This is a genomic window from Shewanella sp. KCT (genome assembly GCF_007636505.1).
GTDB lineage: Bacteria > Pseudomonadota > Gammaproteobacteria > Enterobacterales > Shewanellaceae > Shewanella > Shewanella halotolerans.
Genome location: NZ_LVDJ01000015.1, coordinates 74,427 through 97,323, shown reverse-complemented (window position 1 = coordinate 97,323; position 22,897 = coordinate 74,427). Strand labels below are relative to the sequence as shown.

At 55.0% G+C, this 22,897-nt stretch carries 21 protein-coding genes; 10 read left to right on the top strand and 11 right to left on the bottom strand.

From position 1 onward, the window contains the following. Positions 1-6 precede the first annotated feature (6 nt). The 4 genes from AYI87_RS18105 to AYI87_RS18090 all read left to right on the top strand — a co-directional run bounded on the left by AYI87_RS18105 (position 7) and on the right by AYI87_RS18090 (position 5,319). Entirely contained in the window at positions 7-645 is a 639-nt protein-coding gene (locus AYI87_RS18105; RefSeq protein WP_144204073.1) for a TRAP transporter small permease, read from the top strand. Next, positions 645-2,042, top strand: coding sequence for a TRAP transporter large permease (locus AYI87_RS18100; protein ID WP_144204072.1), 1,398 nt, complete (start codon positions 645-647; stop codon positions 2,040-2,042). The genes AYI87_RS18105 and AYI87_RS18100 overlap by 1 nt, the downstream gene beginning before the upstream one ends. 83 nt (positions 2,043-2,125) lie before the next feature. Continuing rightward, on the top strand, positions 2,126-3,949 hold the full coding sequence (locus AYI87_RS18095; RefSeq protein WP_144204071.1) for an ATP-binding protein: 1,824 nt from the start codon (positions 2,126-2,128) through the stop codon (positions 3,947-3,949). Between the two features lie 2 nt (positions 3,950-3,951). Continuing rightward, a complete protein-coding gene (locus AYI87_RS18090) occupies positions 3,952-5,319 on the top strand; it encodes a sigma-54-dependent transcriptional regulator (protein WP_222116787.1) in 1,368 nt (455 codons plus the stop codon). A gap of 41 nt (positions 5,320-5,360) precedes the next feature. Here AYI87_RS18090 and AYI87_RS18085 read toward each other — a convergent pair whose 3' ends face one another. Then, on the bottom strand, positions 5,361-6,578 hold the full coding sequence (locus tag AYI87_RS18085; protein ID WP_144204085.1) for an MFS transporter: 1,218 nt from the start codon (positions 6,576-6,578) through the stop codon (positions 5,361-5,363). Positions 6,579-6,777: 199 nt separating this feature from the next. Between AYI87_RS18085 and AYI87_RS18080 the strand changes: the two genes are divergently transcribed. Continuing rightward, the gene (locus tag AYI87_RS18080) at positions 6,778-7,668 is read left to right on the top strand and encodes a LysR family transcriptional regulator (RefSeq protein ID WP_144204069.1); all 891 of its coding nucleotides are present in this window, start codon (positions 6,778-6,780) and stop codon (positions 7,666-7,668) included. Positions 7,669-7,697: 29 nt separating this feature from the next. On the opposite strand, the gene maiA is transcribed toward AYI87_RS18080, so the two are convergent. From maiA to phhA, 5 genes are all read right to left on the bottom strand, one after another. Further along, positions 7,698-8,342, bottom strand: coding sequence for a maleylacetoacetate isomerase (gene maiA, locus AYI87_RS18075; RefSeq protein WP_144204068.1), 645 nt, complete (start codon positions 8,340-8,342; stop codon positions 7,698-7,700). 94 nt (positions 8,343-8,436) lie between these two features. Next, a complete protein-coding gene (locus AYI87_RS18070; RefSeq protein WP_144204067.1) occupies positions 8,437-9,423 on the bottom strand; it encodes a fumarylacetoacetate hydrolase family protein in 987 nt (328 codons plus the stop codon). A 246-nt stretch (positions 9,424-9,669) separates the two neighbouring features. Continuing rightward, complete coding sequence (gene tyrR, locus AYI87_RS18065) at positions 9,670-11,214, bottom strand: transcriptional regulator TyrR (RefSeq protein ID WP_144204066.1); 1,545 nt, start codon at positions 11,212-11,214, stop codon at positions 9,670-9,672. A gap of 233 nt (positions 11,215-11,447) precedes the next feature. Beyond that, positions 11,448-11,786, bottom strand: a complete 339-nt coding sequence (locus tag AYI87_RS18060) for a 4a-hydroxytetrahydrobiopterin dehydratase (RefSeq protein ID WP_011865235.1) — start codon at positions 11,784-11,786, stop codon at positions 11,448-11,450. Positions 11,787-11,832: 46 nt separating this feature from the next. Beyond that, positions 11,833-12,630 carry a phenylalanine 4-monooxygenase gene (phhA, locus tag AYI87_RS18055; RefSeq protein ID WP_144204065.1) on the bottom strand — a complete coding sequence of 266 codons (798 nt, stop codon included), beginning with the start codon at positions 12,628-12,630 and terminating at the stop codon, positions 11,833-11,835. Between the two features lie 454 nt (positions 12,631-13,084). Between phhA and galU the strand changes: the two genes are divergently transcribed. The 4 genes from galU to AYI87_RS18035 all read left to right on the top strand — a co-directional run bounded on the left by galU (position 13,085) and on the right by AYI87_RS18035 (position 16,105). Beyond that, complete coding sequence (galU, locus tag AYI87_RS18050) at positions 13,085-14,005, top strand: UTP--glucose-1-phosphate uridylyltransferase GalU (RefSeq protein ID WP_144204064.1); 921 nt, start codon at positions 13,085-13,087, stop codon at positions 14,003-14,005. Beyond that, positions 14,005-15,018, top strand: a complete 1,014-nt coding sequence (gene galE, locus AYI87_RS18045; protein WP_144204063.1) for a UDP-glucose 4-epimerase GalE — start codon at positions 14,005-14,007, stop codon at positions 15,016-15,018. The genes galU and galE overlap by 1 nt, the downstream gene beginning before the upstream one ends. Positions 15,019-15,062: 44 nt before the next feature. After that, positions 15,063-15,539 (top strand): ferredoxin-type protein NapF, encoded by a 477-nt coding sequence (napF, locus tag AYI87_RS18040; protein ID WP_144204062.1) that lies wholly within the window; start codon positions 15,063-15,065, stop codon positions 15,537-15,539. 110 nt (positions 15,540-15,649) lie between these two features. After that, positions 15,650-16,105: a polymer-forming cytoskeletal protein gene (locus AYI87_RS18035; protein ID WP_144204061.1), complete on the top strand. Its 456-nt coding sequence runs from the start codon at positions 15,650-15,652 to the stop codon at positions 16,103-16,105. 193 nt (positions 16,106-16,298) lie between these two features. Here the strand turns inward: AYI87_RS18035 and AYI87_RS18030 are convergent, their stop codons facing one another. From AYI87_RS18030 to cysQ, 4 genes are all read right to left on the bottom strand, one after another. After that, positions 16,299-16,967, bottom strand: a complete 669-nt coding sequence (locus AYI87_RS18030) for a DUF2982 domain-containing protein (protein ID WP_144204060.1) — start codon at positions 16,965-16,967, stop codon at positions 16,299-16,301. Between the two features lie 12 nt (positions 16,968-16,979). After that, complete coding sequence (locus AYI87_RS18025; protein WP_144204059.1) at positions 16,980-17,720, bottom strand: YdcF family protein; 741 nt, start codon at positions 17,718-17,720, stop codon at positions 16,980-16,982. 74 nt (positions 17,721-17,794) lie between these two features. Next, positions 17,795-18,685 carry a fructokinase gene (gene mak / locus AYI87_RS18020; protein WP_144204058.1) on the bottom strand — a complete coding sequence of 297 codons (891 nt, stop codon included), beginning with the start codon at positions 18,683-18,685 and terminating at the stop codon, positions 17,795-17,797. A 28-nt stretch (positions 18,686-18,713) separates the two neighbouring features. Continuing rightward, a complete protein-coding gene (cysQ, locus tag AYI87_RS18015; protein ID WP_144204057.1) occupies positions 18,714-19,508 on the bottom strand; it encodes a 3'(2'),5'-bisphosphate nucleotidase CysQ in 795 nt (264 codons plus the stop codon). 385 nt (positions 19,509-19,893) lie between these two features. Here cysQ and AYI87_RS18010 point away from each other — a divergent pair, with 385 nt between their 5' ends. Then, on the top strand, positions 19,894-21,360 hold the full coding sequence (locus tag AYI87_RS18010; RefSeq protein ID WP_144204056.1) for a capsule assembly Wzi family protein: 1,467 nt from the start codon (positions 19,894-19,896) through the stop codon (positions 21,358-21,360). A 34-nt stretch (positions 21,361-21,394) separates the two neighbouring features. On the opposite strand, the gene AYI87_RS18005 is transcribed toward AYI87_RS18010, so the two are convergent. Then, positions 21,395-22,891: a sigma-54-dependent transcriptional regulator gene (locus tag AYI87_RS18005; protein ID WP_144204055.1), complete on the bottom strand. Its 1,497-nt coding sequence runs from the start codon at positions 22,889-22,891 to the stop codon at positions 21,395-21,397. Positions 22,892-22,897 lie beyond the last annotated feature (6 nt).

Genomic DNA, 22,897 nt, shown 5'->3' with positions numbered 1-22,897 from the left:
TTAGAGATGATGTCTCGCTTTTTTTCTCATATCGAAGAGGTGGTACTTAACGCCTTGCTCACCGCCATGACCCTATTGGTCTTTGTCGAAGTGATCGCCCGTTTCTTCTTTAACACAGGTTTCCTGTGGATCCAGGAGCTAACGCTCACCATCTGCGGCTGGTTCGTACTGTTTGGCATGTCCTATGGCGTCAAGGTCGGTGCTCACATAGGCGTCGATGCCTTCGTGAAAAAACTCCCCGCCCAGGGACGTAAGTACACCGCCATACTGGCCGTGGCCATCTGTCTCATCTACTGCGGCATGTTCCTGGTCGGCAGCTGGGAATACCTGGCCAAGATGTATCAAATTGGCGTGCCCATGGAAGATATCGACCTGCCCCATTTTCTGATTGGCGGACTGGACGGCGACTTTGCCTGGGAATATCTGCGCATCGACGTCGAGGAGCCAGCTGTGCCGCTGTGGATCTCTCAAAGCATACTGCTCATCGGCTTTATTCTGCTTACCTGGCGCTTCTTGCAGCTGGCTCTGGCCATCATCACCAATAAAACCGACGGCTTTGCCTTTGCCGATGAGGCCAAGGAGAGCATGCACCTTATCGATCAAGAGGCCCAGGCCGACGACAAGCAGTCGGGAGATAAAAAATAATGACTATAGCAACCCTCTTTATCAGCCTGTTTCTCTGTATGCTGCTGGGCATGCCGATCGCCATCGCCCTCGGCTTCTCCAGCATGTTGACCATATTGCTCTTCTCCGATGACTCACTGGCCTCGGTCGCATTGAAGCTCTATGAGTCCACCTCGGAGCACTACACACTACTGGCGATCCCTTTCTTTATTCTGTCGTCGGCGTTTCTCTCCACCGGCGGCGTCGCTAGGCGCATTATCGACTTTGCCATGGACAGCGTAGGTCATATCCGCGGTGGTCTCGCCATGGCCTCAGTGATGGCCTGTATGTTGTTTGCCGCGGTATCTGGCTCATCCCCCGCCACGGTTGCCGCCATCGGCTCTATCGTTATCGTCGGCATGGTTCGTGCTGGTTATCCTGAGAAGTTTGCCGCAGGGGTGATCACCACCTCGGGCACCCTGGGGATTTTGATCCCGCCTTCTATCGTCATGCTGGTCTACGCGGCGGCGACGGAAGTTTCGGCCGCGCGCATGTTCATGGCGGGGCTTATCCCCGGCCTGATGATGGGACTCTTGTTGATGCTCGCCATCTATATCGTGGCCCGCATCAAGAAGCTGCCTTCCCGTCCCTTCCCTGGTTTTCGCCCCCTGATGATATCGAGCGCCAAGGCGATGGGCGGCCTGGCACTGATCTTTATCGTGCTCGGCTCCATCTATGGCGGTGTCGCCAGCCCCACCGAGGCGGCGGCCGTTGCCTGTGTCTATGCCTATTTCATCGCGGTATTTGGTTATCGTGATATCGGCCCGCTGAAAAATGTCAGCTGGCGCGATAGCGGTGAATCGCTCATCAGAGCCGTGCTACGTAATCTTGGTTTCATGGTGCTGGCGGTTTTCAAGACCCCGGCCGACAAAGAGATCCGCCACGTGGTACGCGATGGCGCTAAGGTCAGCATCATGCTGCTGTTCATCATAGCCAACGCCATGCTGTTCGCCCACGTGCTCACCACAGAGCGTATTCCGCACCTTATTGCCGAAACCATAGTAGGCATGGGACTGCCGGTATGGGGCTTCCTCATCATAGTCAACTTGCTGCTGCTCGCCGCGGGTAACTTTATGGAGCCATCGGCCATCTTGCTGATCATGGCGCCCATATTGTTCCCAATCGCCACTCAGCTGGGGATAGACCCTATCCACCTGGGGATCATCATGGTCGTGAACATGGAGATAGGCATGTTGACGCCGCCTGTGGGACTCAACCTGTTTGTGACCGCGGGGATCACCGGCCGCAGCATGGGATGGGTGATCCACTCCTGTATCCCTTGGCTGGCGCTGCTGCTCTTCTTCCTCGTGCTGATCACTTATATTCCGCAGATCTCTCTGTTCCTGCCGGAATATATTGATAAGTTAAACGGTTATTAAATCACTTGATTTTGCTTAACAATTGGGCGAGTCTGAAACGGGATCTAATCGGTCCCCTTTCAGATTCGCTTTTTCAATTGGACATGCCTTATATGTCGAAAATTATAACAAGAAGAAAATACCTCGGCGTCGGCTTCATCATACTCCTGGGCCTCGCCTTTACCCTGCGGGTCGCCTACTGGTTCCATCTGGAACATGGCTATGAGATGACGCGGCAACAATCCAACGCCCAGATGAAGGAGCTGCTGAGCTTCCTCTCAGGGTCTCTAAGCCGCTATGAGAGCATCCCCCATGTGCTCTCCACCAATCCGCTGCTGGCCAGCGCCCTGTTAAAACAGGACGATCCCGATACCATCACACCACTCAACCGCTATCTGGAGGAGATCCAGAGCATCACAGAGGCGCTGGATATCTATCTGGTCAATATCGACGGTGATGCCATTGCCGCCAGTAATTGGCAGCAGAGCTACTCCTTTATTGGCAAAAATTACGCCTTCAGACCCTATTTCAAGGATGCCATCGAGGGCAAGATGGGACGCTATTTCGCCGTCGGTACCAGCTCGAACAAACGCGGCTATTACTTCTCCTATCCCATCTACAGCCACGGCTATCCGGTCACCCCCAGCCAGGGAGAGGCCAAGGTGTTAGGAGCGATAGTGGTCAAGGTCGATGTCACCGAGATAGAGCAGCAGAGCACGGGCATGGCCAGGGGCAGCAACTATGAATTCGCCATCAGCGACCCGGATCATATTATCTTCCTCTCCAGCCGACCTGAATGGCGCCTCACCGCGCTGACGCCTGTGACTCATCAGCTTAAGCAACGCATCGAATCCTCGAGACGCTACGCCAACCGCGAGATCAGTCCGCTGGCGATCGAGCCCCCCTTTGCCCCATCCCTAGCGGCAGACTATCAGATCTATCAGATAGGCGATGACAAGCGCGGCGCCGAGTTTATGGATAACGCCGCCTACATGAGTGACGCGGGCTGGCAGGTGCATATCCTCTCGCCCATGACCCCGATCTACCGCTCGCTGCCGCCACTGCTCCTGCTCTATGGCGCCCTCTACCTGCTGTGCGCGCTGGCGCTGTTATTCGCCATCGAGAAACGTAAGAACACCCGCCGCATGCAACAGGCCCATGAACAGTTAGAACAAAGAGTCAAGGAGCGCACCCAGGCGCTGGAGACCAGCCATCAACAGCTCAAAGAGGCCCAGGATGAGTTGATCCAGGCCGCCAAGCTCACGGTGATCGGCAGCCTGTCGGCCAGTATCAACCATGAGATCAACCAGCCCCTGGCGGCGATTCGCAGCTATGCACAGAACACCCAGACCCTGCTCTCCCGCGCTAAGTGGGACGATGTCTCCAGCAACATTATGACCATCATAGAGCTGACCGACCGTCTGGCGGCCATAGTTTCGCAGTTTAAGAGCTTTACCCGTAAGAGCCAGGGCAACGACAAGGCGATTAGCGTAGCGCAGTGCATCAGAGATGCGCTGACCATAGTCCAGCCCGAGGTGGACAAACAGGGGATAGATTTGGTGCTCAACAACACAGAGTGTCAGACGCTGCTCTGGGGCGACCCTATTAGGCTACAGCAGGTGCTGATCAACCTGATGAGCAATGCCATGGTGGCCATGCGCGCCAGCAACCCGAAACAGCTGATCATAAGTGTGGTGGTGAGCAACCGACTGGAGATCACCATAGAAGATACCGGCACAGGCATAGACGAGAGCCAGATGCAGAAGATCTTCGATCCCTACTACACCAGCTCGCGTCAGGGGCTGGGCTTGGGGCTATCGATCTCCCGGCGTATCGTCGAGGCGATGCAGGGTAAGATAAGCGTTGCCAATCGCGAACAGGGCGGCGCCATCTTCCAGATCACCTTGCCCATTCATGCAGTAGGATAACGATGCAAAATCAAGTTTTTAATCAATACGACATCTTAATCGTCGACGACGAGCCCCTGATAGGCTCGGCCCTGGTGCAGCTGTTTGAACTCGAATCCTACCGCGCCCTGGCCCTCACCGACGCCAAGCAGATTGGCCAGGGCCTGCCCGACAACTGGCCGGGGATAGTGATCTCAGACGTGAACATGCCAGATATCGACGGCCTGTCGCTGATGCGCACCCTACTGGCTCAGGACAAGGATATTCCTATCATACTGCTGACCGGCCACGGTGATATCGCCATGGCGGTGCAGGCACTGAAACAGGGGGCCTATGATTTTATCGAGAAGCCCTTTAACAACGAGCACATGCTGGATATCGCCAAGCGGGCGCTGGAGAAACGTGCCCTGACCCTGGAAAATCGCAGCCTGAAACGTGAGCTGGAATCCCAGAGCACACCAGGGCCACGTATCCTGGGCCACAGCCCGGGGATCAAGCAGATGCGCCACATCATCCATCAGGTGATCGATATGCCCGCCGATGTTTTAATTGAAGGCGAGACAGGCACGGGTAAGGAACTGGTCGCCCGCTATCTGCACGACCACAGCCCCAGAGCCGAAGCCAATTTCGTCGCCATCAACTGCGGCGCCATCCCAGAGACCATCATAGAGAGCGAGCTATTTGGCGCCGAATCTGGCGCCTTCACCGGCGCAGATAAGACACGTATCGGCAAGTTCGAGTATGCCAACGGCGGCACCCTGTTTCTCGACGAGATTGAGAGCACGCCGCTGTCCTTGCAAGTTAAGCTGCTCAGGGTATTGGAAGACAGGAAGGTGGAGCGCCTCGGCTCCAATAAGAGCATAGACCTGGATATTCGCATCATCGCCGCCACTAAGGTGGATCTCAAGAGTCTGTGCGACACAGGCGAGTTTCGCCAGGATCTCCTCTATCGCCTCAATCTGGTGACTGTGCCAATTCCAGCCCTCAGGGAGCGCCGCGAAGATATCGGCCTGCTGTTTCTGCATTTCGCCCGGGTCGCCTCGGCCCGCTATCATAAGGCGCTGATCCCCTTGACGGCCCAGTACACGGCCCAGCTGGTCTCCCACGACTGGCCCGGCAATGTCAGGGAGCTGCGCAATCTGGCCGAGCGTTATGTGCTGTTAGGGCCAGAAGCGGCCTTTGCCACCTCACTGGGTCAGAGCAGCCAACTCAACGCCAACATGTCGCTTCAACAAAGAGTGGAGTTTTTCGAGCGGCTGCTGATCGAAGAGGCGCTAAGTAACAACAAGGGCAGCATCAAGCTCACCATGGAGCAGCTGGAGCTGCCGCGCAAGACCCTCTATGACAAGATGCAGAAGTTCGGCCTCAACCGTAAGACCTTCATCAACTAGTCGAAGCCCCAGTGGTTAGCCCGCCGTTAAGCTTTAGTCAGTTAGCTAGCAGCATCTAACAGTGGCGTGCGTGGCCTATGGGTGCGCTGCAGCATCACCACCAAGAGGATCACGCCGCTAAGCAGAGTCAAGCTGCCAGCCACCACGCCGCTCCAGCCCCAATGCTGCCAGAAAGGCAAGAGGAAAGGCCCGCCCAGCGCCGCTCCAAGATAGTAGCTACACAGGTAGAGCGCCGTGGCCTTCGCCCTGTGTACCTGGGCGCGCTGTGCCACCCAGGCATTACAGACGCTGTGGAAGGTGAAGAAGCCAAAGCTCGACAGCAGGAAACCGATAACGATGGCGCTGCTGGTGTCCCCCAGGGTCACCAGGCTACCGACGCACATCATCACCGCCGAGAGGATAAACAGCGGCTGACGTCCCAGGCGGGTCACCCACTTGGCGGAGCGGAACGAGGCGTAGGTACCGCTCAAATAACAGAGGAAGATCAGGGTGACCTGAAACTTGCCCCAGCCAAATGGCGCCTGCATCAGATGCAGCTGGATATAGCTAAATTGATTGACCATCACCATGAAGGCCAGCGCCCCCAGAAGGTAGAGCTTCACCAGGGTCGCATCGCCAAGGTGCAGGCCAAAGCCCTTGAGATCCGCCAGGCCAAAACCACTCTTGTGTTGACGGCGACGGATCCGCACCCGGTCGAGTCGCGGCAGTAACATGAGTACGCCCACCACGCCCGCCAGGGTCAAGACACTCACCAGGCCCATGGCCTCTACCCAGGTCAGATACTCTGTCATCAAGCCGCCGAGCAGTCGCCCGGCGATCCCCCCGAGGCTGTTGGCGCCGATATAGATGGCCCCCGCCTTGAGTAGCACGCTGGTATCGAGCAGGTCCTTAAAATAAGCCATGGCGATGGCGGGCACCGCCGCCAGCAGTATCCCCTGAAACAAACGCACCGCCACCAACGCCGAGAAATCCTGCACCCAGATCAACATGAGATCCGCCACCACAAGAAGCGCCAGGCTCCAGAGCAGCGGCTTGCGCCTGCCTAGCTTGTCAGACAGGGTGGCATAGAAGAGCAGCGCGAAGGCCATGGAAAAGCTGGTCACAGACAACAACAAGGTGGCGTGGGCCGGCGACACGCTAAAACTGGTCGCGATCAGCGGCAACATCCCCTGCACCATATACAGGTTGATGTAGATCACCACGGAAGCCAGAGAGAGGCCCCAGATCAGACGAAGTTGTAGTGGACGGCTGGCGGTCATGTTGTCGCGCTCAATAGGATAGATAGACACAGGCTAGCACCGGCGCTAACATTACAAAAATAGATTATAACTATGATGTCGATAATACCGTGTTATAGATAATTCCGATGACCAATGCTTGAAAACGATCAGCTAAAAGCGCTTAAGACAATAGAGCTAACTCAGCGTGATAGAAATATGCGAGAAGGTGGGATGAAAGATGGATATCAAACAGCTTAGGCAGTTCGAGGCGCTGGCGACCAAGGGCAGCTTTACCCTGGCGGCCAAACAGCTCAATCTCGCCCAGCCCGCCCTGAGTCAGGGGATAAAACGCCTCGAAGAATCCCTCGGGGTCACGCTCGTCAACCGAAACAAACACTATCGCGGTCAGAATGGCAGTCGCCTCACCCTCACCGCCGAAGGCGAGGCGCTGGCGCAACATGCCAGGCTGATCCTCAAGCAGGTAAAACAGGCCGAGGCCCATATTAAATCTATGGCCAATCTCACCAAGGGCGAGGTGCGCATCGCGGTGCCCGGCATGCTGGGCTCCTACTACCTGCCCTCTCGCTTGATGGCCTTCAGGCACAGGTATCCGGATCTCAAGCTCTCCCTGTTCGAGGGCGGTACCCGAGACAGTCTGCGCATGTTGCAAAACGAAGAGGTGGATATCGCCATCATCACGGGCCAGGATCTGCAGCCTAATTTCGACAGTCATCTGCTGCTCAGAGAGCAGATGGTGGTGGCCGTGGGAGAAGATCACCCCTTGGCGGAGCACAAAGGGATCACCCTGGAGCAGTTTTTCGAGCAGGAGCTGGTGATGTTTAAACCGGGCTATTTCCACCGCGAGTGGATGCTGTCTCAGGCCAAGGCGCTGGATCTCGAGGTGAATATCGCCTTCGAGACTAACCTTATCAACCTGATCAAACAGGTGGTCGCCCAAGGATTTGCCATCACCAGCGTACTGGAGATGGTGATCGAGGCAAGAGATCCTATCCGCGCCATCCCCTTCTCACCTGCGGTGCATCTGGATCTGCATATCGCCTGGAATAGAGAACGCCCCATCGGTCTGGCCGACAGGGCGTTCGTCGACTTCTTGATGAATAACCCTTAGCGGCATGCTAACGGCTTCATGAGACCAATCTAACTGGCATCTGTCTGACGCTCGGGCGCCGCCAACTGGAAGGCCTCAAGCTTATGGCAATTATCCCAGATACGACGAATGTTTGGATAGGTGCTCAAGTCGACCTTGAAGCGATTGGCATTATAGACCTGAGGGATCAGGCAGAGATCCGCCAGCGTCACCTCATCGCCATAGCAGTAGGTGCCGGCGTGCTTTTCCAGTTGCTTCTCGAAGGCGCTAAAGCCCTGATGGATCCAGTGATGGTACCAGGCGTTCTTGGCATCCTCATCCAGCTCAAGTGTGTTGGTGAGATACTGCAACACCTTAAGATTATTCAGCGGATGCACCTCACAGGCGATAGAGAGTGCCATGGCGCGCACCTCGGCTCTCGCCTTTAGATCTTTTGGCAGCATCATGGCGCCGCCATACTGCTCGTCGAGATATTCGATGATCGCCAGCGACTGAGACAAGACAAATTCGTTGTCGCCCTCGATTAGGGTTGGCACCAGCTCCTGGGGATTGAGCGCAGCGTACTCAGGCAAGTGCTGCTCGCCGCCATTCTTCACCAGATGCACAGATTCGAGCTCAGCATCCAGTCCCTTCAAATTCAATGCGATACGCACCCGATAAGCGGCGCTGGAGCGCCAGTAGCCCAATAATTTCATCGCACGGCTCCTTTTCTCTCTCCGCCCATTACCCGGCGGCTGTTACAAAAACGGGGCAACCTTGGTCGCCCCGGAGTTTCAACAAAACTAAGAATTAACCTTTGTACTCAACCACCTGCTGGTCGATGGCACCAAAGATAGATTGATCGTTTTCATCCAACATCTCGATACGCACGCGATCACCGAAGCGCATGAATGAGGTCGATGGCTTACCGTCGCTGATGGTCTCCAGCATACGGGTCTCGGCCAGACAGCTAGAGCCAGCGCTGCGGTCGTAGTTAGAGATGGTGCCCGAACCTATGATGGCGCCGGCGCCCAATGGACGTGTCTTGGTGAAATGGGCAATCAACTGACTGAAGTTAAAGGTCATGTCGATGCCACAGTTTGGCTTACCAAACAGCTCGTTGTTCAGATGGGTGATCAACGGCAGATGCACCTTAGACTCATGCCACTTGTCGCCAAGCTCATCAGGGGTTACGGCAACAGGTGAGAAGCTGCTGGACGGCTTAGACTGGAAGAAACCAAAGCCCTTGGCCAGCTCGGCAGGGATCAGGTTACGCAGCGACACATCGTTCACCAGCATCAGCAGCTTGATATGCTTCTCGGCCGAATCAGCGTCTATGCCCATAGGCACGTCGTCGGTGATCACCGCCACTTCAGATTCAAAATCTATGCCCCACTCTTCGCTGGCCAGCTCGATATCCGCCTTAGGCGCGATAAAGCTGTCAGAACCGCCCTGATACACCAGAGGATCTGTCCAGAAGGTTTCTGGCATCTCGGCGCCGCGGGCCTTACGTACCAGCTCAACGTGGTTCACATAGGCGCTACCGTCGGCCCACTGATAGGCACGTGGCAGCGGCGACAGACACTTGTTCTCGTCGAAATCGACTGTGTTGTCGAGCACGCCTTGGTTAAGGGCCTCATAAAGCTCTTGCAGTTGCGGCTGAAGCAGATCCCAGGCGTCGAGCAGCTCCTGCATGGTGTGTGCGATGGCCGGTACCGCAACAGCCTTGGTTAGATCTTTACTCACAAGCATCAGCTGACCGTCACGACGGCCGTTGTTATAACTTGCTAACTTCATACCCACTCCTTCCGAATTCTTTTCTTGCCAGACCTTAGGGCCGCGCCGCTAATGGGTCTGGGACTATCAATTTGGCATAGAAATACCCTATGCGCCTCAAGATAGGAATAGCGTGATACAAATCACACTCCTTCCCTTAACATTCAAATTTGTAAACAATTCATGACAGGCAGCGAGAACCCCAAATTTATGGGGTTTCGGCCTTGCATCCGCCTAGAAAACCACCAGCCAACTGGCAATAAGGTTTTACATCCCTTTTTGCTTGCTGATCTTATATTCTCTCAGCTTGTTGGCGATGGCCGTGTGAGACACCCCGAGCTTCTTCGCCAGCTGGCGGGTACTGGGGTACGCCGGATAGAGGCGTCTAAGCAGACTCGCCTCGAACTGTTTCATCGCCTGATCCAAGCTGCCCTCAAATTGATGATCGAAATAACCAAAACCCTCGGCGTATGACGGTAATTTTAGCTGATCCACCGTCAGCTCCGCCGAACCGTCCCACATGGACACCGCTCGGAAGATGGCGTTTTTCAGCTGACGCACGTTACCCGGCCAGGCATAACCCAGCAGGTGCTCGCGGCATGGGGCCGAGATGCGGCGAATGGGGATAGACAGCTGCTGACTGTAATGCTCGAGGAACATCTCGGTCAGGGGGATCACATCCACCTTGCGCTCGCGAAGCGAAGGCATATGGAAGCTGAGCACATGGATGCGATAGTAGAGATCTTCGCGGAACTCCCCGGTCTGGCATAGTTCGGCCAGGTTCTTCTGGGTCGAGCAGATGATGCGCACGTCAGAGCGCACCTCCACATCGCCGCCCACCCGGCGGAAGGTGCCATCCTGCAGCAGACGCAGTAGTTTGACCTGGGCCGCCTTGGACATCTCGGCAATCTCGTCTAAGAAGACGGTGCCGCCCTTGGCCTCCTCGAAGAAGCCGCGCTTGACCACCTCGCCACCGCTGACATAACCGAAGAGCTCCTCTTCGGCGGCGCTGTCTGGCATGGCGGCGCAGTTAATCGCAATAAAGGGATGCTCACGGCGCATGCTGGCATCGTGACAGGCTCTGGCCATCAGCTCCTTGCCTGTGCCCGTCTCACCCGTGATCAACAGAGGCGCATCGAGCTGGGACATGCGTCTGGCCTGCACCAACACCTCTTTCATCTTGTCGCTGACCGCCAGCACATTCTCAAACCCTGTGGTCTGATTCTGCAGGGCGTTAAACTGCTTGCCGACCCGTGCGGGCGATTTGAGGGAGACTACGGCGCCGGCCAGTATGGTCTTGTCGTTCTCGTCGGGCAGATAGATGGGCAGCATCTCGGCCAGGTATTCGCTCTGGCCTATGTTGACCCGGGTGGCCTGGGCCAACACCAGCGGCTCGCTGAGCCAGCGGTTGAAGTTAAAGCCCTGTACCCAATGATTGAGGGGTTCGTCGAGCACCTCGTGCTCACCCATGTTGACCGTCATCAGCGCCGACTCATTGACGATACGGATCCGACCCTTAACGTCGATGGAGAAGACCGAATCCGGCAGTGTCTTCAGCAAGGTCTTGAGCGCATAATGCTCCTGCTCGGAAGGCATGAAAGAGACAGTGCGCACGTCGTGCACCCCTTCCACCTTCCTGATTAACGGCAGCAGCTCACTGAGCACATCAAAGTTGACCTCAGCAAACTGCAGATAGAGAAATCCCTGGTTACTGGCATCGATAGCTATCAGGTTAATGCCATAGCCTTCGAGGATCACCAGAATGTCTTTTGCTAGACCCACGCGGTCGATGCAACTTACTTCTAAGCGCATACCCTTTCGTCCCTTTTTATATTTATTACTTCACGGTTTTTGGGATTATCGCGAGCATGGTTGCGTCTCATGCCAGAAAAAGTGTGACACGCCACGCAGAAATGCCGATAAAACGCCTATACGTTAGAGTGTAATGAGATTTGTGGCAAGAGTTGTTTACACCGGATTCGAAAAGCAACCAAAAAAACAGCGCCATAGCTAGGCTATGACGCTGTTTTTAAATCAATTTTAACTTAGTCCAATAACTGGTCTGTCTTGGCCGCCATGATGAAATCGTTGCGGTGCAGGCCCTTGATGGAGTGAGACCACCAGGTCACAGTGACCTTGCCCCATTCGGTTAGAATGCCGGGATGATGAAACTCTTCCTCGGCTAAGTCAGCCAACTTATTGGTAAATTCCATCGCCAGCTTAAAGTTTTTAAACTTGTAGACACGCTCAAGCTGCATGATACCGTCACGCACCTCGACGCCCCAATCTGGGATCATGCGGATCAGCTCGGCCAACTCGGCGTCTGTCACCTTAGGCGCGTCGGCCTGGCAGGCTTCGCATTTCATTTGGGCTAATTCAGTCATACTTCTTCCTTCTGATTTTCTTATCTGGCTCTATTAACTGGCTTGCTTAACTGGCTTTCGATTTTGGCTCAAACATGGGGGCATGTAGCCCTAACTGACGCGCCTTAGTCACGGCACCCATGATGTCCATTTTGACGATTTCGTCTAAATAATCAATTGAATCAATAGCGTAATAAATTGGCTGCATGATATCGATTCGATAAGGGGTTCTTAAGATATCCAACAGATCGAAAGGCTTTACCACCGGGGTATCGCTCATGGCGTATAGTGTCTCACCTGGCGAGCTTAATATGCCGCCACCGTAGATCTTCAGCTCACCGTTGGCCTGACGGATCAAACCAAACTCCACGGTAAACCAGTAGAGTCTGGCGAGAAAGACACGCTCCTCTTTGGAGGCGGCCAGACCCAACTTACCGTATTCGTGAGAGAAACGGGCAAATGAGGGATTGGTCAGCAGCGGGCAGTGACCGAAGATCTCGTGGAAGATATCGGGCTCCTGCAGGTAGTCGAACTCCTCCTTGCTGCGGATGAAGGTGGCAACCGGAAACTCCTGGTTCGCCAGCAACTGGAAAAACTTCTCGAACGAGATTAGCGCCGGTACGGCAGCCGTCTTCCAACCAGTGGCCTGTTGCAGCACAGCATCGATTTCGCCAAGCTGCGGGATGCGATCTGCAGGCAAGGCAAGATCTTCGAGCCCTTTCAGATAGGCATCACAGGCATAATGGGGCAAATTGCCCTTCTGTCTGTCGTACAGCGCTTGCCAGATCTCATGTTCATTGTCAGGGTATTGGATGAACCCTTGGTTATCAGGCAGTCTGGCCTGATACGTAGTTTGTTTACTCATGATAAATACAACACAAATGACTGCTCCTGCCTCCATATTTGACTAAACGCCAGAGTTTGTTAACAGGATCACACTTTATAATTTGGCTTGAGCGCCGCTCAAGATGTAACCTCAAATTTACATCAGGCAGAAGATGAAAACTTAAATCGTTTTTATTTAAAGACTTATCGAATAATTCATATGTAACACTCTTGACACAAATGCCGACTTTCACATCAATTTCATCTGCTTACCCCATGGGACAAATATTTGTGTAAAGGCATTTTACTAACTCTGCTCAATCCCAGTTCTGGTATCGAGCGCACCTTTACAAGCGTTAAGATAAGGCTAAAGCCGACGCCGAACAGGTCGACAGATACCGAGAACCTAGCGGCCAAAGCGCCTAAATCTCCTGGCTTTTCAGGGCGTTTTTATTAGAATAAAAGGGCATTTTGCGCAGCCAACTAGGATTAGGATGAAACAGCACAAAGTTCGCAAGGCCGTTATTCCCGTCGCGGGTCTCGGCACTCGCATGCTTCCGGCAACCAAGGCGATCCCCAAGGAGATGTTGCCCATAGTCGATAGACCCTTGATCCAATACGTGGTCAACGAGGCGATAGCCGCCGGGATCAATGAGATAGTCCTGGTCACCCATGCCAGTAAGAACTCCATCGAAAACCATTTCGACTCCAGCTTCGAGCTCGAGGCCCAGCTCGAACGCAGGGTAAAACGTCAGCTACTGGCCGAGGTGCAGGCCATCTGTCCAAGCGACGTGACTGTGATCAGCGTGCGCCAATCCCAGGCTAAGGGGCTGGGCCACGCCATTTTATGTGCCCAAAAGGTCGTGGGCGACGAGCCCTTTGCAGTTTTGCTGCCGGATGTCATCATAGACGATGCCAGTTGCGATCTCACCCGGGATAACTTGGCCGAGATGGTCAAGCTGTTTGATGAAACCGAAGTGGGCCAGATCATGGTCGAGGGCGTGCCAGAGAGCAGCGTCGACCAGTATGGTATCGCCGATGTGAACGGCCATCAGCTGGAGGTGGGGCAATCCAAACCCATCAATGAGTTGGTGGAGAAGCCTAAGGTGGGCCAGGCGCCATCTAACTTGGCCGTGGTTGGCCGTTACGTGCTACCTAAGCAGATCTGGCAGCTGCTGGGCAAGACTCCCGCCGGCGCCGGCGATGAGATCCAGCTTACAGATGCCATCGCCATGTTGATGAACAGCCAAACCGTCAACGCCTATTATATGCATGGCAAGAGTCATGACTGTGGCAACAAACTCGGCTATATGCGCGCCAATGTGGAATACGCGCTGCGCCATCACGAAGTGGGCAGGGATTTTGCCGACTACCTCAAGACATTAGTTTCAGATTTACAACAGGATAAAGATTAATGACGATTTTAGTCACTGGTGGCGCAGGCTACATAGGTAGCCACACTGTCGTTGAGCTACTTAATGATGATCAACAGGTCGTGATCATAGACAATCTGAGTAACTCAAGCGTCGAGGCCCTCAAACGGGTCGAGCAGATCACCAATAAAGGGGTCACCTTCTATCAGGGCGACGTGCTCAACAAGGCCTTCCTGCAGAAGGTCTTTACCGACCATGATATCGACGCCGTGATCCATTTTGCCGGTCTCAAGGCGGTCGGCGAGTCTGTGGCCCAGCCGCTGCGCTACTATGAAAACAACGTCACCGGCACCTTAGTGCTGTGCGAGGTGATGGCCGAATTTAACGTGAAGAACCTGGTGTTTAGCTCATCGGCCACCGTCTATGGCGATCCGGCCTCACTGCCCATTACCGAAGACTTCCCAACCGGCGCCACCAACCCCTACGGCCAGTCTAAGCTGATGGTCGAGCATATCCTGAAAGATCTGCACTACTCGGACCCAAGCTGGAACATCGCCAGACTACGTTACTTCAATCCAGTGGGCGCCCACGAGAGCGGCCTCATCGGCGAAGATCCCAACGATATCCCCAATAACCTGATGCCCTTCATCGCTCAGGTTGCCGTGGGTCAACGCGAGAAGCTTAGCGTCTTCGGAGACGACTACGACACTCATGATGGCACTGGGGTGCGCGACTATATCCATGTGGTGGATCTGGCAAAGGGCCACCTGAAGGCACTTGCGAAACTCAACACCCAGCCAGGCTTAGTCACCTATAACCTGGGCACAGGCCAAGGCTATAGCGTGCTGGATATGGTCAAGGCGTTCGAGAAGGCCTGTGGCCATACCATCGCCTACCAGATCGCGCCGCGTCGTCCTGGCGATATCGCCGCCTGCTACGCCGATCCTCACAAGGCGCAGACAGAGCTGAACTGGCAAGCCACCCACACCATAGAAGATATGGCCAACAGCAGCTGGCACTGGCAGTCCTCTAACCCGAGCGGCTACAAGGCCTAAAGCAGACGGGGGCTCAGGCCCCCCATTTGATAGCAAGTGAATCTATGAGTAATCGCATCAACCAAAGCCGCCGCAACCTCTTCAGCCGCCGCAAGAGCCAGGTGATCCGCCCGCCCTGGAGCCGCACAGATGTCGAATTTACCGACATCTGCACCCGCTGCGATAAGTGTATCGAGGCCTGTGAGACCAAGATCCTCTCCCGTGGCGATGGTGGCTTTCCCGAGGTCAGCTTCAGTCAGGATGAATGCACCTTCTGCGGCGCCTGTGCCAAGGTGTGTCCCGAGCCGCTGTTTACCGACATCGAAGAAACTCCATGGCAGATCAAGGCCTGTATCGACCAGAGCTGTCTGGCCAACAGCGGTATCTGGTGTCAGACCTGTAAAGATGCCTGCGATCCCAGAGCCATCAGCTTTACCGCCAGCATAGGTCAGGCACCCAAGCCTGTGATCGATACCGGGCTGTGTAACGGCTGCGGCGCCTGCGTAGCGCCCTGCCCTAATCAATCGATAAAACTCAGCTAATGTAGTGAAAAGCATTGCCAAAAAACTGACAGGCAGCGCCAAATATTAGTGGTTTTGTTACACAAAGTTTAAGGGTAATATTGGGCAAAACGGGCAAAAAGTTAATCATTATGTTTGGAAAGAAAAATAACAAAGCAGGTCTCACTTTTATTGCGCAAGGGACTAAATTATCAGGGGAAACTCATTTTGCCGGCGAAGCCCTCATCGGCGGCGAACTGCACGGTAAAATCAGCGCGACCGGTAAGCTGACGATCGAAGTCGATGGCTATATCGAAGGCGAGTTGCAGTGTAAGGAGATTAAGGTCTCTGGTGCGTTTAAGGGCAAGATGAAGTGTGAAAAACTAAACATCACCAGCACAGGTAGCGTCGAGGGTGAGATCGCCTGTAACTCGATGGAGATCTTCGAAGGGGGTCAGTTTATCGGGATGCGCGTACGCGAAGAGGTCGCCCTGCTCGCCAGCGAACCAGACGTCCAAGCGATTAACCCTGAAACCAAATCTGATACCGAACCTGAGGCAGAGTCTCAGTTAGACAATTACTTTAAAGAACTCACTAAATCTGCCTAATCTAGGTAACCTGAGTAAGCTTGGCTAGAGCCCTATCGGGCTAATTTAAGTGGACAGCTTTAACAAATAAGGCCACATGATTGTGTGGCCTTTTTCATACCCATCTCTTGCCCCCATCTCTTGCCCCCATTTCTTGTACTCATAATAATGAGTCTATGGTCAGCAGTAACTGTTAATAGGCTAGTACGACCTGCTATTGACTAAGGTTACTTCTATATTCCCTAAGCAGCGCGAGAAACTCCCTCGGCGCTCTGTCTAAACAATCTTCCGGCAAGTAAACATGGTAACCCAGCTGAGTATTGAGCTGAGCGCAGCGCCGGGCAAACATCGCCTGCACGCCACTGAAATCTGTGCCTTCTAGTGTGATGGGAGTGAACTCTGAGTTGAGATAATGCTCGAGGTCCGCAAGCTCACCGTCCAGATTCAGGGAGGAGATCAGCAGCGGGCGCTGCTCGCTCAAGAGCCCTGTCGCCAGCCTGGGAGGTATATCGTCGATCAGCGGCAACAGGGATTTCAGCCTGACCCCGATATAGGGCAGATCATGGCTATCAAACGTCTGAATGCTGCGAGGGATATCGACCCGTTGAATATTGTCCCACTCCAGATAGATACTGCCCCTGTGATGGTGATACACCAGCCCCCTGGGCCTTAGCTCTATGCTCACCTCGGGCTGCATCCACTTGGCTATCCCCAGCACGGTAAAGATCATGCCGAAGATGAAACAGACCATGCCTGGCCCCATCAGCGCCCTGGAGGCGATAAACATGCACAGGGCACTGATTAAGGCAATGCCGCCAACCAGGGTAAAGGTGCGCGCGTTACGCTTGGTCACCGCGCGAATGACAACTGCTTCTTGTTCCATAATCTCCAAACGCTAATCTGCCAAAGCAAATTTAATCTTAAGCCAAGTCTGCCCCAGATATTCATGGATCGAACGCTGGGAGGCCAACAGGTTGCGGGCATCCAGCTGCCACCAGTAGCCGCCCCGGCCGATAAAGTCTGCCGGCGCCCCCTGAGGGTGCATGCCAGCCTGATGAAAGATCATCATGGCCCGTGGCAGATGGGTGGCAGAGGTCACCAGCCTGAAGGGGCTATCACCTATCTCCCACTTGAGAAATTGTGCCTCCTCCAGGGTATCTTTGGCCAGGGGAAACTGAATGATCCGCTCAGGGTTCACACCGAGCTCCATGGCGGCATTGGCCATCACCTGCGCCTGGGGCACAGCGTCACTGCCACCCCAACCGCTGACCACCAGTTGGCAATCCTGCCCTAGGCTAAGTTGTCTCACCCCTTCGGTAAGACGGGCCAGTGCGGTGGCAGAGAGCTGCAGCGTGGCGCGATCGGCGATAGTAGAATCGTGGCCACTGCCCAGCACCATTACCACACAGGCGTTTTCTATCGGGTCGTTGTTGACAGAGTATTGCCCCTCGAGCGGTGCGGTCAGCTGATGACTGCCCCATTGACTGCTCGCCAGCAATAAGATGGTAAAAGAGAGTGTGATCAGCGCCTTAACGAACTTGCGTCGCCGAAGGACCAGAATCGCGATAAACAGACACAATACCGATAATGGGATCGGCATTAAGAGTTGTGAAATTAGTTTTTTTACCCAGAACATGGCTATCCTTGCCCCTACGTTTTGCCCCCAATGAAAAGTGGGGGCAAGTGTAACCTAGGGATGTAAGGAAGTCATTACCAGAGCCAGGCGGCGCCGCGAACCCCAGATGAGCCGCCATACATGTTCTGCACCACAGGAGTACGACACTCACCGCCAAGCACGTACTTAGACAGTGCCTCGGGCAATCTTGGATAGATGGCCTCTATGTTGGATACGCCGCCACCCAGCACGATAATGTCGGGATCCAGCATGTTGATCATATGGGCCAGCGAGCGGGCCAGACGGTCGATATAGCGCTCAAACGCCGCGGTCGCCAGCGCTTCACCCTGCTCCATTCGACGGGCGATCTCGATACCGCTGGGCGCATCGCCACCGGCCGCCTTATAGTCGCGCACGAAGCCGGTGCCAGAGATAAAGGTTTCGATGCAGTCTTTGTTGCCGCAAAAACACTCGGTAGAGTTGAACTCGTCAGGGGTCATCCAGGGCAGCGGGTTATGGCCCCACTCGCCGCCGATGCCGTTGCCACCGCCGTGGACCTTGCCATTGATAGCGATACCACCGCCGCAGCCCGTGCCTATGATCACCCCAAACACCAGCCCCTTACCGGCCGCAGCGCCATCTACCGCCTCGGACACGGCGAAACAGTTGGCATCGTTGGCCACCCGCACCTCACGATCCAAACGCGCACCTAAGTCCAAGTCTAACGGATGGCCATTGATCCAGGTCGAGTTGGCGTTCTTCACCAGACCAGAGAAAGGAGAGATCACCCCGGGAATACCGACACCCACTGTGCCTTTTTGGCCCAGAGTGGACTCTGCTTCATTGACGAGTGCCTCGATGGCATCCAGGGTGGCTTTGTATTCACGCGGCGTGGGGATCCGTTTTCTAAACAGTTCCTTACCGGCCTCACTCAGGGCCACCAGCTCAATCTTAGTGCCCCCTAGGTCTACACCCATTCTCATCATACTCTGCTCCAATCTTATTTTCTTTTTCTTACTTATCGCGCCAATGCTTTGCGGTGGCGATAAAGTAGGGATTCAAAATATCTTCTTTCTGGTTGTAATCCAGCGGCTTGCCGTTGTCGGCATTTACCACAAGACCGCCAACGCTCTCCAACACAGCCTGCGCCGCCGCCGTGTCCCACTCACTGGTCAGGCCCAGGCGGGGATAGATATCCGCCTTGCCTTCGGCCAGCAGACAAAACTTCAGCGAGCTGCCGATACTGGTCATCTCATGCTCGCCTATCTCCTCGAGATAGGCCGCAAGCCCAGGACTCACATGAGAGCGGCTGCCGACAATCCTTGGCACATTCGGCGCCACAACCGCCAGCTGGTTCAAATCTGTCACCCCATCGGCGCTGGCCAACCAGGCGCCATAATGCTTGGCGCCGTAATAACATTTATCCAGCACGGGCGCATAGACGACCCCAGCCTGGGCGTGGCCCTTGTCGATAAACGCGATGTTAACGGTGAACTCACCGTTACGCTTAATAAACTCTTTGGTGCCATCCAGTGGATCGATAAGCCAATACTGCTGCCACTGCTTACGCGTCTCCCAGGGAATGTCGGCGGCTTCTTCAGACATCACGGGAATGTCTGGGGTCAAGCGTGCAAGCGCCTCGACGATCACCTTGTGGCTGGCCAGATCGGCTGCGGTCACCGGACTATCATCGGCCTTGGCCTGAATATCCATCTGGTCGCTGCCATAGACCTGCATAATGGCCTCGCCCGCCTTCTTAGCGATCTCGACCAACTCATCTAACCATTCTTGCTTAAATGTATGACTCACAATATAAATTCTCTTCGTCCTAGATTGCCTTAGTATGCCATCTCCACGGCTAAGAATTTAATAACAATTTGATCATACTTTGCGTAAAAGATACTAAGCTAGGCGCGGGGCAGTGAAAAGCCTTTCGCCGCGCCTTGCATTCGTATTCAGCACCTTGTCAGGCTTGCAGCCAACCGATGAACGACCCACAAGCTGTTAACCTTTCACCTCTATCGCCAGTACAAAATCACCACCGAAATCCCACGCTTAATTCACCTAGAAATCACCCAGGCAACACAAAGCTACAAAGCCTGGTGACTAATCCGGCAATTATCAATATTTCCCTTGTTAATTAGCCAATTAATTATCATATTCGCGCAAAAATTCAGATCGAAAAGATGAGCCGATGAAACGATACCTAGCCGTTCCCCTCCTACTTTTAAGCAGCCATTCGGCGTTTGCCGCCTGGTGGATAGAACCGACCGACCTGCCGCTGCGAGCCGACATTCAATTGCTCGCCGATACAGGGATAATCAAGCAGCCAGTCACCACCTATCCGCTGATGTGGGCCGGGCTCAAGCAAGATCTCGATACTACTGAACTGTCCGAGCTTTCTACGGCTCAGGCCGCGGCCTACGACAGGGTGATGAGCGCCTATGCCAGAGACCATAGAGATGTGAATACCCGCATCGGCCTGGGCGCGGCCACCGACAGGGCGCGCTTCTTGGGCTTTGGCCATGACTATAGAGACAAGGCCGAGGCCAAGCTGGACGTCGAGGTCACCAAGGAGTGGTTTAGCGGCCGCCTCTCGGCCAGCTATCATCAAGACCCGATAGATGGCAACAGCAGCCGGCTGGACAACAGCTTCGCCGCCCTGAGCCTGGGCAATTGGATCCTCAGCGCCGGCGCCCAGCAAAAATATTGGGGACCAGGATGGGATACCGGCCTAATCCAGACCACCAATGCCCGCCCCATGCCAGGCGTGACACTGAGCCGCAACAACAGCGCGGCATTTGAATCACCTTGGCTCAACTGGATCGGCCCTTGGACCTTTACCACCAGCTTCAGCCAGATGGAGAGCGATCGCTATGTGCCCGATGCCAGACATTGGGGCGCCCGCGGCACCCTCAGACCTATCTCGAAACTAGAGGTCGGCTTCTCCTGGACCATGCAGTGGGGCGGCGAAGGCTATGGCAACAGCCTGAGTGATTGGTGGGATGGCCTGTTCAATGGCGGCCAGTCTGAGGGGGATGTCACCAACGGTCAGGAAAATATGCTCGCGGGTTATGACTTTCGCTGGTCCGACACCGCCTTCGGCGTCCCCTATGGCATCTATTTCGAACGGATCCACGAAGACTACCACCACGGCAAAAACAAGCTGATCAATGCCGCCAACTTGGGCGGGGTAGACTTTATGCTAGATGCACTTAGCACCCGGGTCTTCATCGAGTATGCCGATACCAAAGTGGCCTGTGGCATCGACCCAAACGCCTATAACTGTCTGTATGAACATGGCTTTTACCAGAGTGGCTACCGCTACTACGGCAGGAGCCTGGGCAGCACCTATGATAACGACTCCGAGACCTTAGTCCTTGGTGGCATCACTCAGCTGGGCGATGGCCACAGCATCACCAACAAGCTGCGCTGGCTCAGGCTCAACACAGACGGTATAGATACCGGCAATAACGCAGGTGGTAACCCTGTCTCTCCTGGCGAGTACGAGCGGGTCTATCAGTTCGATACCAGCTACCACAGACCTTGGTTTGAGGGCACCCTAAAACTCGGCGGCACCCTCAGCTATCGCCAGTTTGTCCATAGCGGCGGTCACGACTGGGACACCAGCCTGTATGCCCTGTGGGAAAGGCGCTTCTAGGCTAAGCTTGCCAAAGTGTGCCAAGAATCCCAGGCTAGGCGTTTAAGCTTTCGCGCTCCATCTCCTCCCAACTCTGACGCTTGCGATAGATGGTCGAGGCGCTGATATCCAGCAGCGCCGCGGCCTTGGGGACGTTACCGTCACAGCGGGCAATGGCCGCCTCTATGGTCTGCTTCTCGGCGATCCACAGAGGCACTATCTCATCATTGCCCGTGACTAACGCCTTGTCAGCCCCCTCGCTTGCTGCGAGAGTTTCCTGGGGGAGAGTTTCATGGGCAATAGCTTCCTGACCAATAGTGCTAGCTGCGCCAGACACTCTGCCCTGGCTAGCCTCTGCTGGCGCGGCGGCAGCCGAGACGATCTGCATCGGCAGCATCTCCTTGGTGACACTCGGCCCCTCGTTAAGCACCACCACCTGACGAATAACATTCTGCAGTTGACGCACATTACCGGGCCAAGGGTAGCTCAGCAGCAGCTGGCGCACCTCATCGCTCAGCTCGGTAAACACCTTGCCCTCCTCGGCCGAGTACTCGGCCAGCAACTTGTTTGCCAGTAATAGAATATCTTTGCCCCTGGCCCTCAGTGGCGGCAGCTCTATGGGGATCACATGCAGGCGATAGAAGAGATCTTCGCGAAAACGCCCCGCCTTCACCTCCTCCCAGGGATCGCGGTTGGTGGCGCTGACGAAACGCACATCCACCTGCTCCTCCTTGGCGCTGCCGACCCGGTGAAACACACCCGTCTGAATGAATCGCAACAGCTTGCTTTGCAACTCAAGGTCCATCTCACAGAGCTCGTCGAGAAACAGGGTGCCGCCATGGGCGCGGCTGGCGGCGCCTTCACGGCTGGCATGGGCGCCGGTAAAGGCCCCCTTGGTGTGACCGAAGATCTCACTCTCTATCAGATCTTTCGGTATAGAGGCGCAATTCAGCGCGATGAAGGGACCGTCACGGCGCGTGCCGGCATGGTGCACCGCTTGGGCGCACACCTCCTTGCCGGTGCCGCTCTCGCCGACGATAAACACTGAGGCCTTACTGTTGGCCACACAGTCTATGGTCTTATACACAGTCTGCATCGCCAGGGATTCGCCGATAAAGCCCATGTAATTAGACTTAGGCAGGCTGTTTTCATACTTGCTGACCAGGCTCACCAGCTGGCGCTGTTTTCTGGCGTTGCGCAGGGTAATGCTGAGCCGCTTGGCATCGAAGGGTTTCACCAAAAAGTCGAAGGCGCCGGCGCGCATGGCATCCACGGCGATGTCGATACTGCCATGGGCGGTGATCATGATCACCACAGTATCGGGGTGCTGGGCCTGCGCCTGGGTCAAGATATCCATTCCCGACATGTCGGGTAGCTTGATATCCAGCACCAAGATGTCCGGCTGCCACTGCGCCAGCTCCCTCAGGGCATCCTCGCCATAGTTAACCTGAGTCACCAGGGCGCCCTCGCCGCGCAGATACTCGGTATACAGGGCGCCAAGAGACAGGCTGTCCTCCACCAGTAAGGCGGTAAATGTCTCCTTCATTTCCATATGCAC

What these genes read in the sequence shown, in the direction of transcription:
- phhA (WP_144204065.1), bottom strand. Translation starts at nt 12,630, where the DNA reads ATGAGTAAACAAACTACGTATCAGGCCAGACTGCCTGATAACCAAGGG.
- AYI87_RS18080 (WP_144204069.1), top strand. Translation starts at nt 6,778, where the DNA reads ATGGATATCAAACAGCTTAGGCAGTTCGAGGCGCTGGCGACCAAGGGC.
- mak (WP_144204058.1), bottom strand. Translation starts at nt 18,685, where the DNA reads ATGATGAGAATGGGTGTAGACCTAGGGGGCACTAAGATTGAGCTGGTG.
- galU (WP_144204064.1), top strand. Translation starts at nt 13,085, where the DNA reads ATGAAACAGCACAAAGTTCGCAAGGCCGTTATTCCCGTCGCGGGTCTC.
- AYI87_RS18105 (WP_144204073.1), top strand. Translation starts at nt 7, where the DNA reads ATGATGTCTCGCTTTTTTTCTCATATCGAAGAGGTGGTACTTAACGCC.
- AYI87_RS18005 (WP_144204055.1), bottom strand. Translation starts at nt 22,891, where the DNA reads ATGGAAATGAAGGAGACATTTACCGCCTTACTGGTGGAGGACAGCCTG.
- maiA (WP_144204068.1), bottom strand. Translation starts at nt 8,342, where the DNA reads ATGAAATTATTGGGCTACTGGCGCTCCAGCGCCGCTTATCGGGTGCGT.
- AYI87_RS18100 (WP_144204072.1), top strand. Translation starts at nt 645, where the DNA reads ATGACTATAGCAACCCTCTTTATCAGCCTGTTTCTCTGTATGCTGCTG.
- AYI87_RS18025 (WP_144204059.1), bottom strand. Translation starts at nt 17,720, where the DNA reads ATGTTCTGGGTAAAAAAACTAATTTCACAACTCTTAATGCCGATCCCA.
- AYI87_RS18030 (WP_144204060.1), bottom strand. Translation starts at nt 16,967, where the DNA reads ATGGAACAAGAAGCAGTTGTCATTCGCGCGGTGACCAAGCGTAACGCG.
- AYI87_RS18090 (WP_222116787.1), top strand. Translation starts at nt 3,952, where the DNA reads ATGCAAAATCAAGTTTTTAATCAATACGACATCTTAATCGTCGACGAC.
- tyrR (WP_144204066.1), bottom strand. Translation starts at nt 11,214, where the DNA reads ATGCGCTTAGAAGTAAGTTGCATCGACCGCGTGGGTCTAGCAAAAGAC.
- AYI87_RS18085 (WP_144204085.1), bottom strand. Translation starts at nt 6,578, where the DNA reads ATGACCGCCAGCCGTCCACTACAACTTCGTCTGATCTGGGGCCTCTCT.
- galE (WP_144204063.1), top strand. Translation starts at nt 14,005, where the DNA reads ATGACGATTTTAGTCACTGGTGGCGCAGGCTACATAGGTAGCCACACT.
- AYI87_RS18035 (WP_144204061.1), top strand. Translation starts at nt 15,650, where the DNA reads ATGTTTGGAAAGAAAAATAACAAAGCAGGTCTCACTTTTATTGCGCAA.
- AYI87_RS18010 (WP_144204056.1), top strand. Translation starts at nt 19,894, where the DNA reads ATGAAACGATACCTAGCCGTTCCCCTCCTACTTTTAAGCAGCCATTCG.
- AYI87_RS18070 (WP_144204067.1), bottom strand. Translation starts at nt 9,423, where the DNA reads ATGAAGTTAGCAAGTTATAACAACGGCCGTCGTGACGGTCAGCTGATG.
- AYI87_RS18060 (WP_011865235.1), bottom strand. Translation starts at nt 11,786, where the DNA reads ATGACTGAATTAGCCCAAATGAAATGCGAAGCCTGCCAGGCCGACGCG.
- napF (WP_144204062.1), top strand. Translation starts at nt 15,063, where the DNA reads ATGAGTAATCGCATCAACCAAAGCCGCCGCAACCTCTTCAGCCGCCGC.
- AYI87_RS18095 (WP_144204071.1), top strand. Translation starts at nt 2,126, where the DNA reads ATGCCTTATATGTCGAAAATTATAACAAGAAGAAAATACCTCGGCGTC.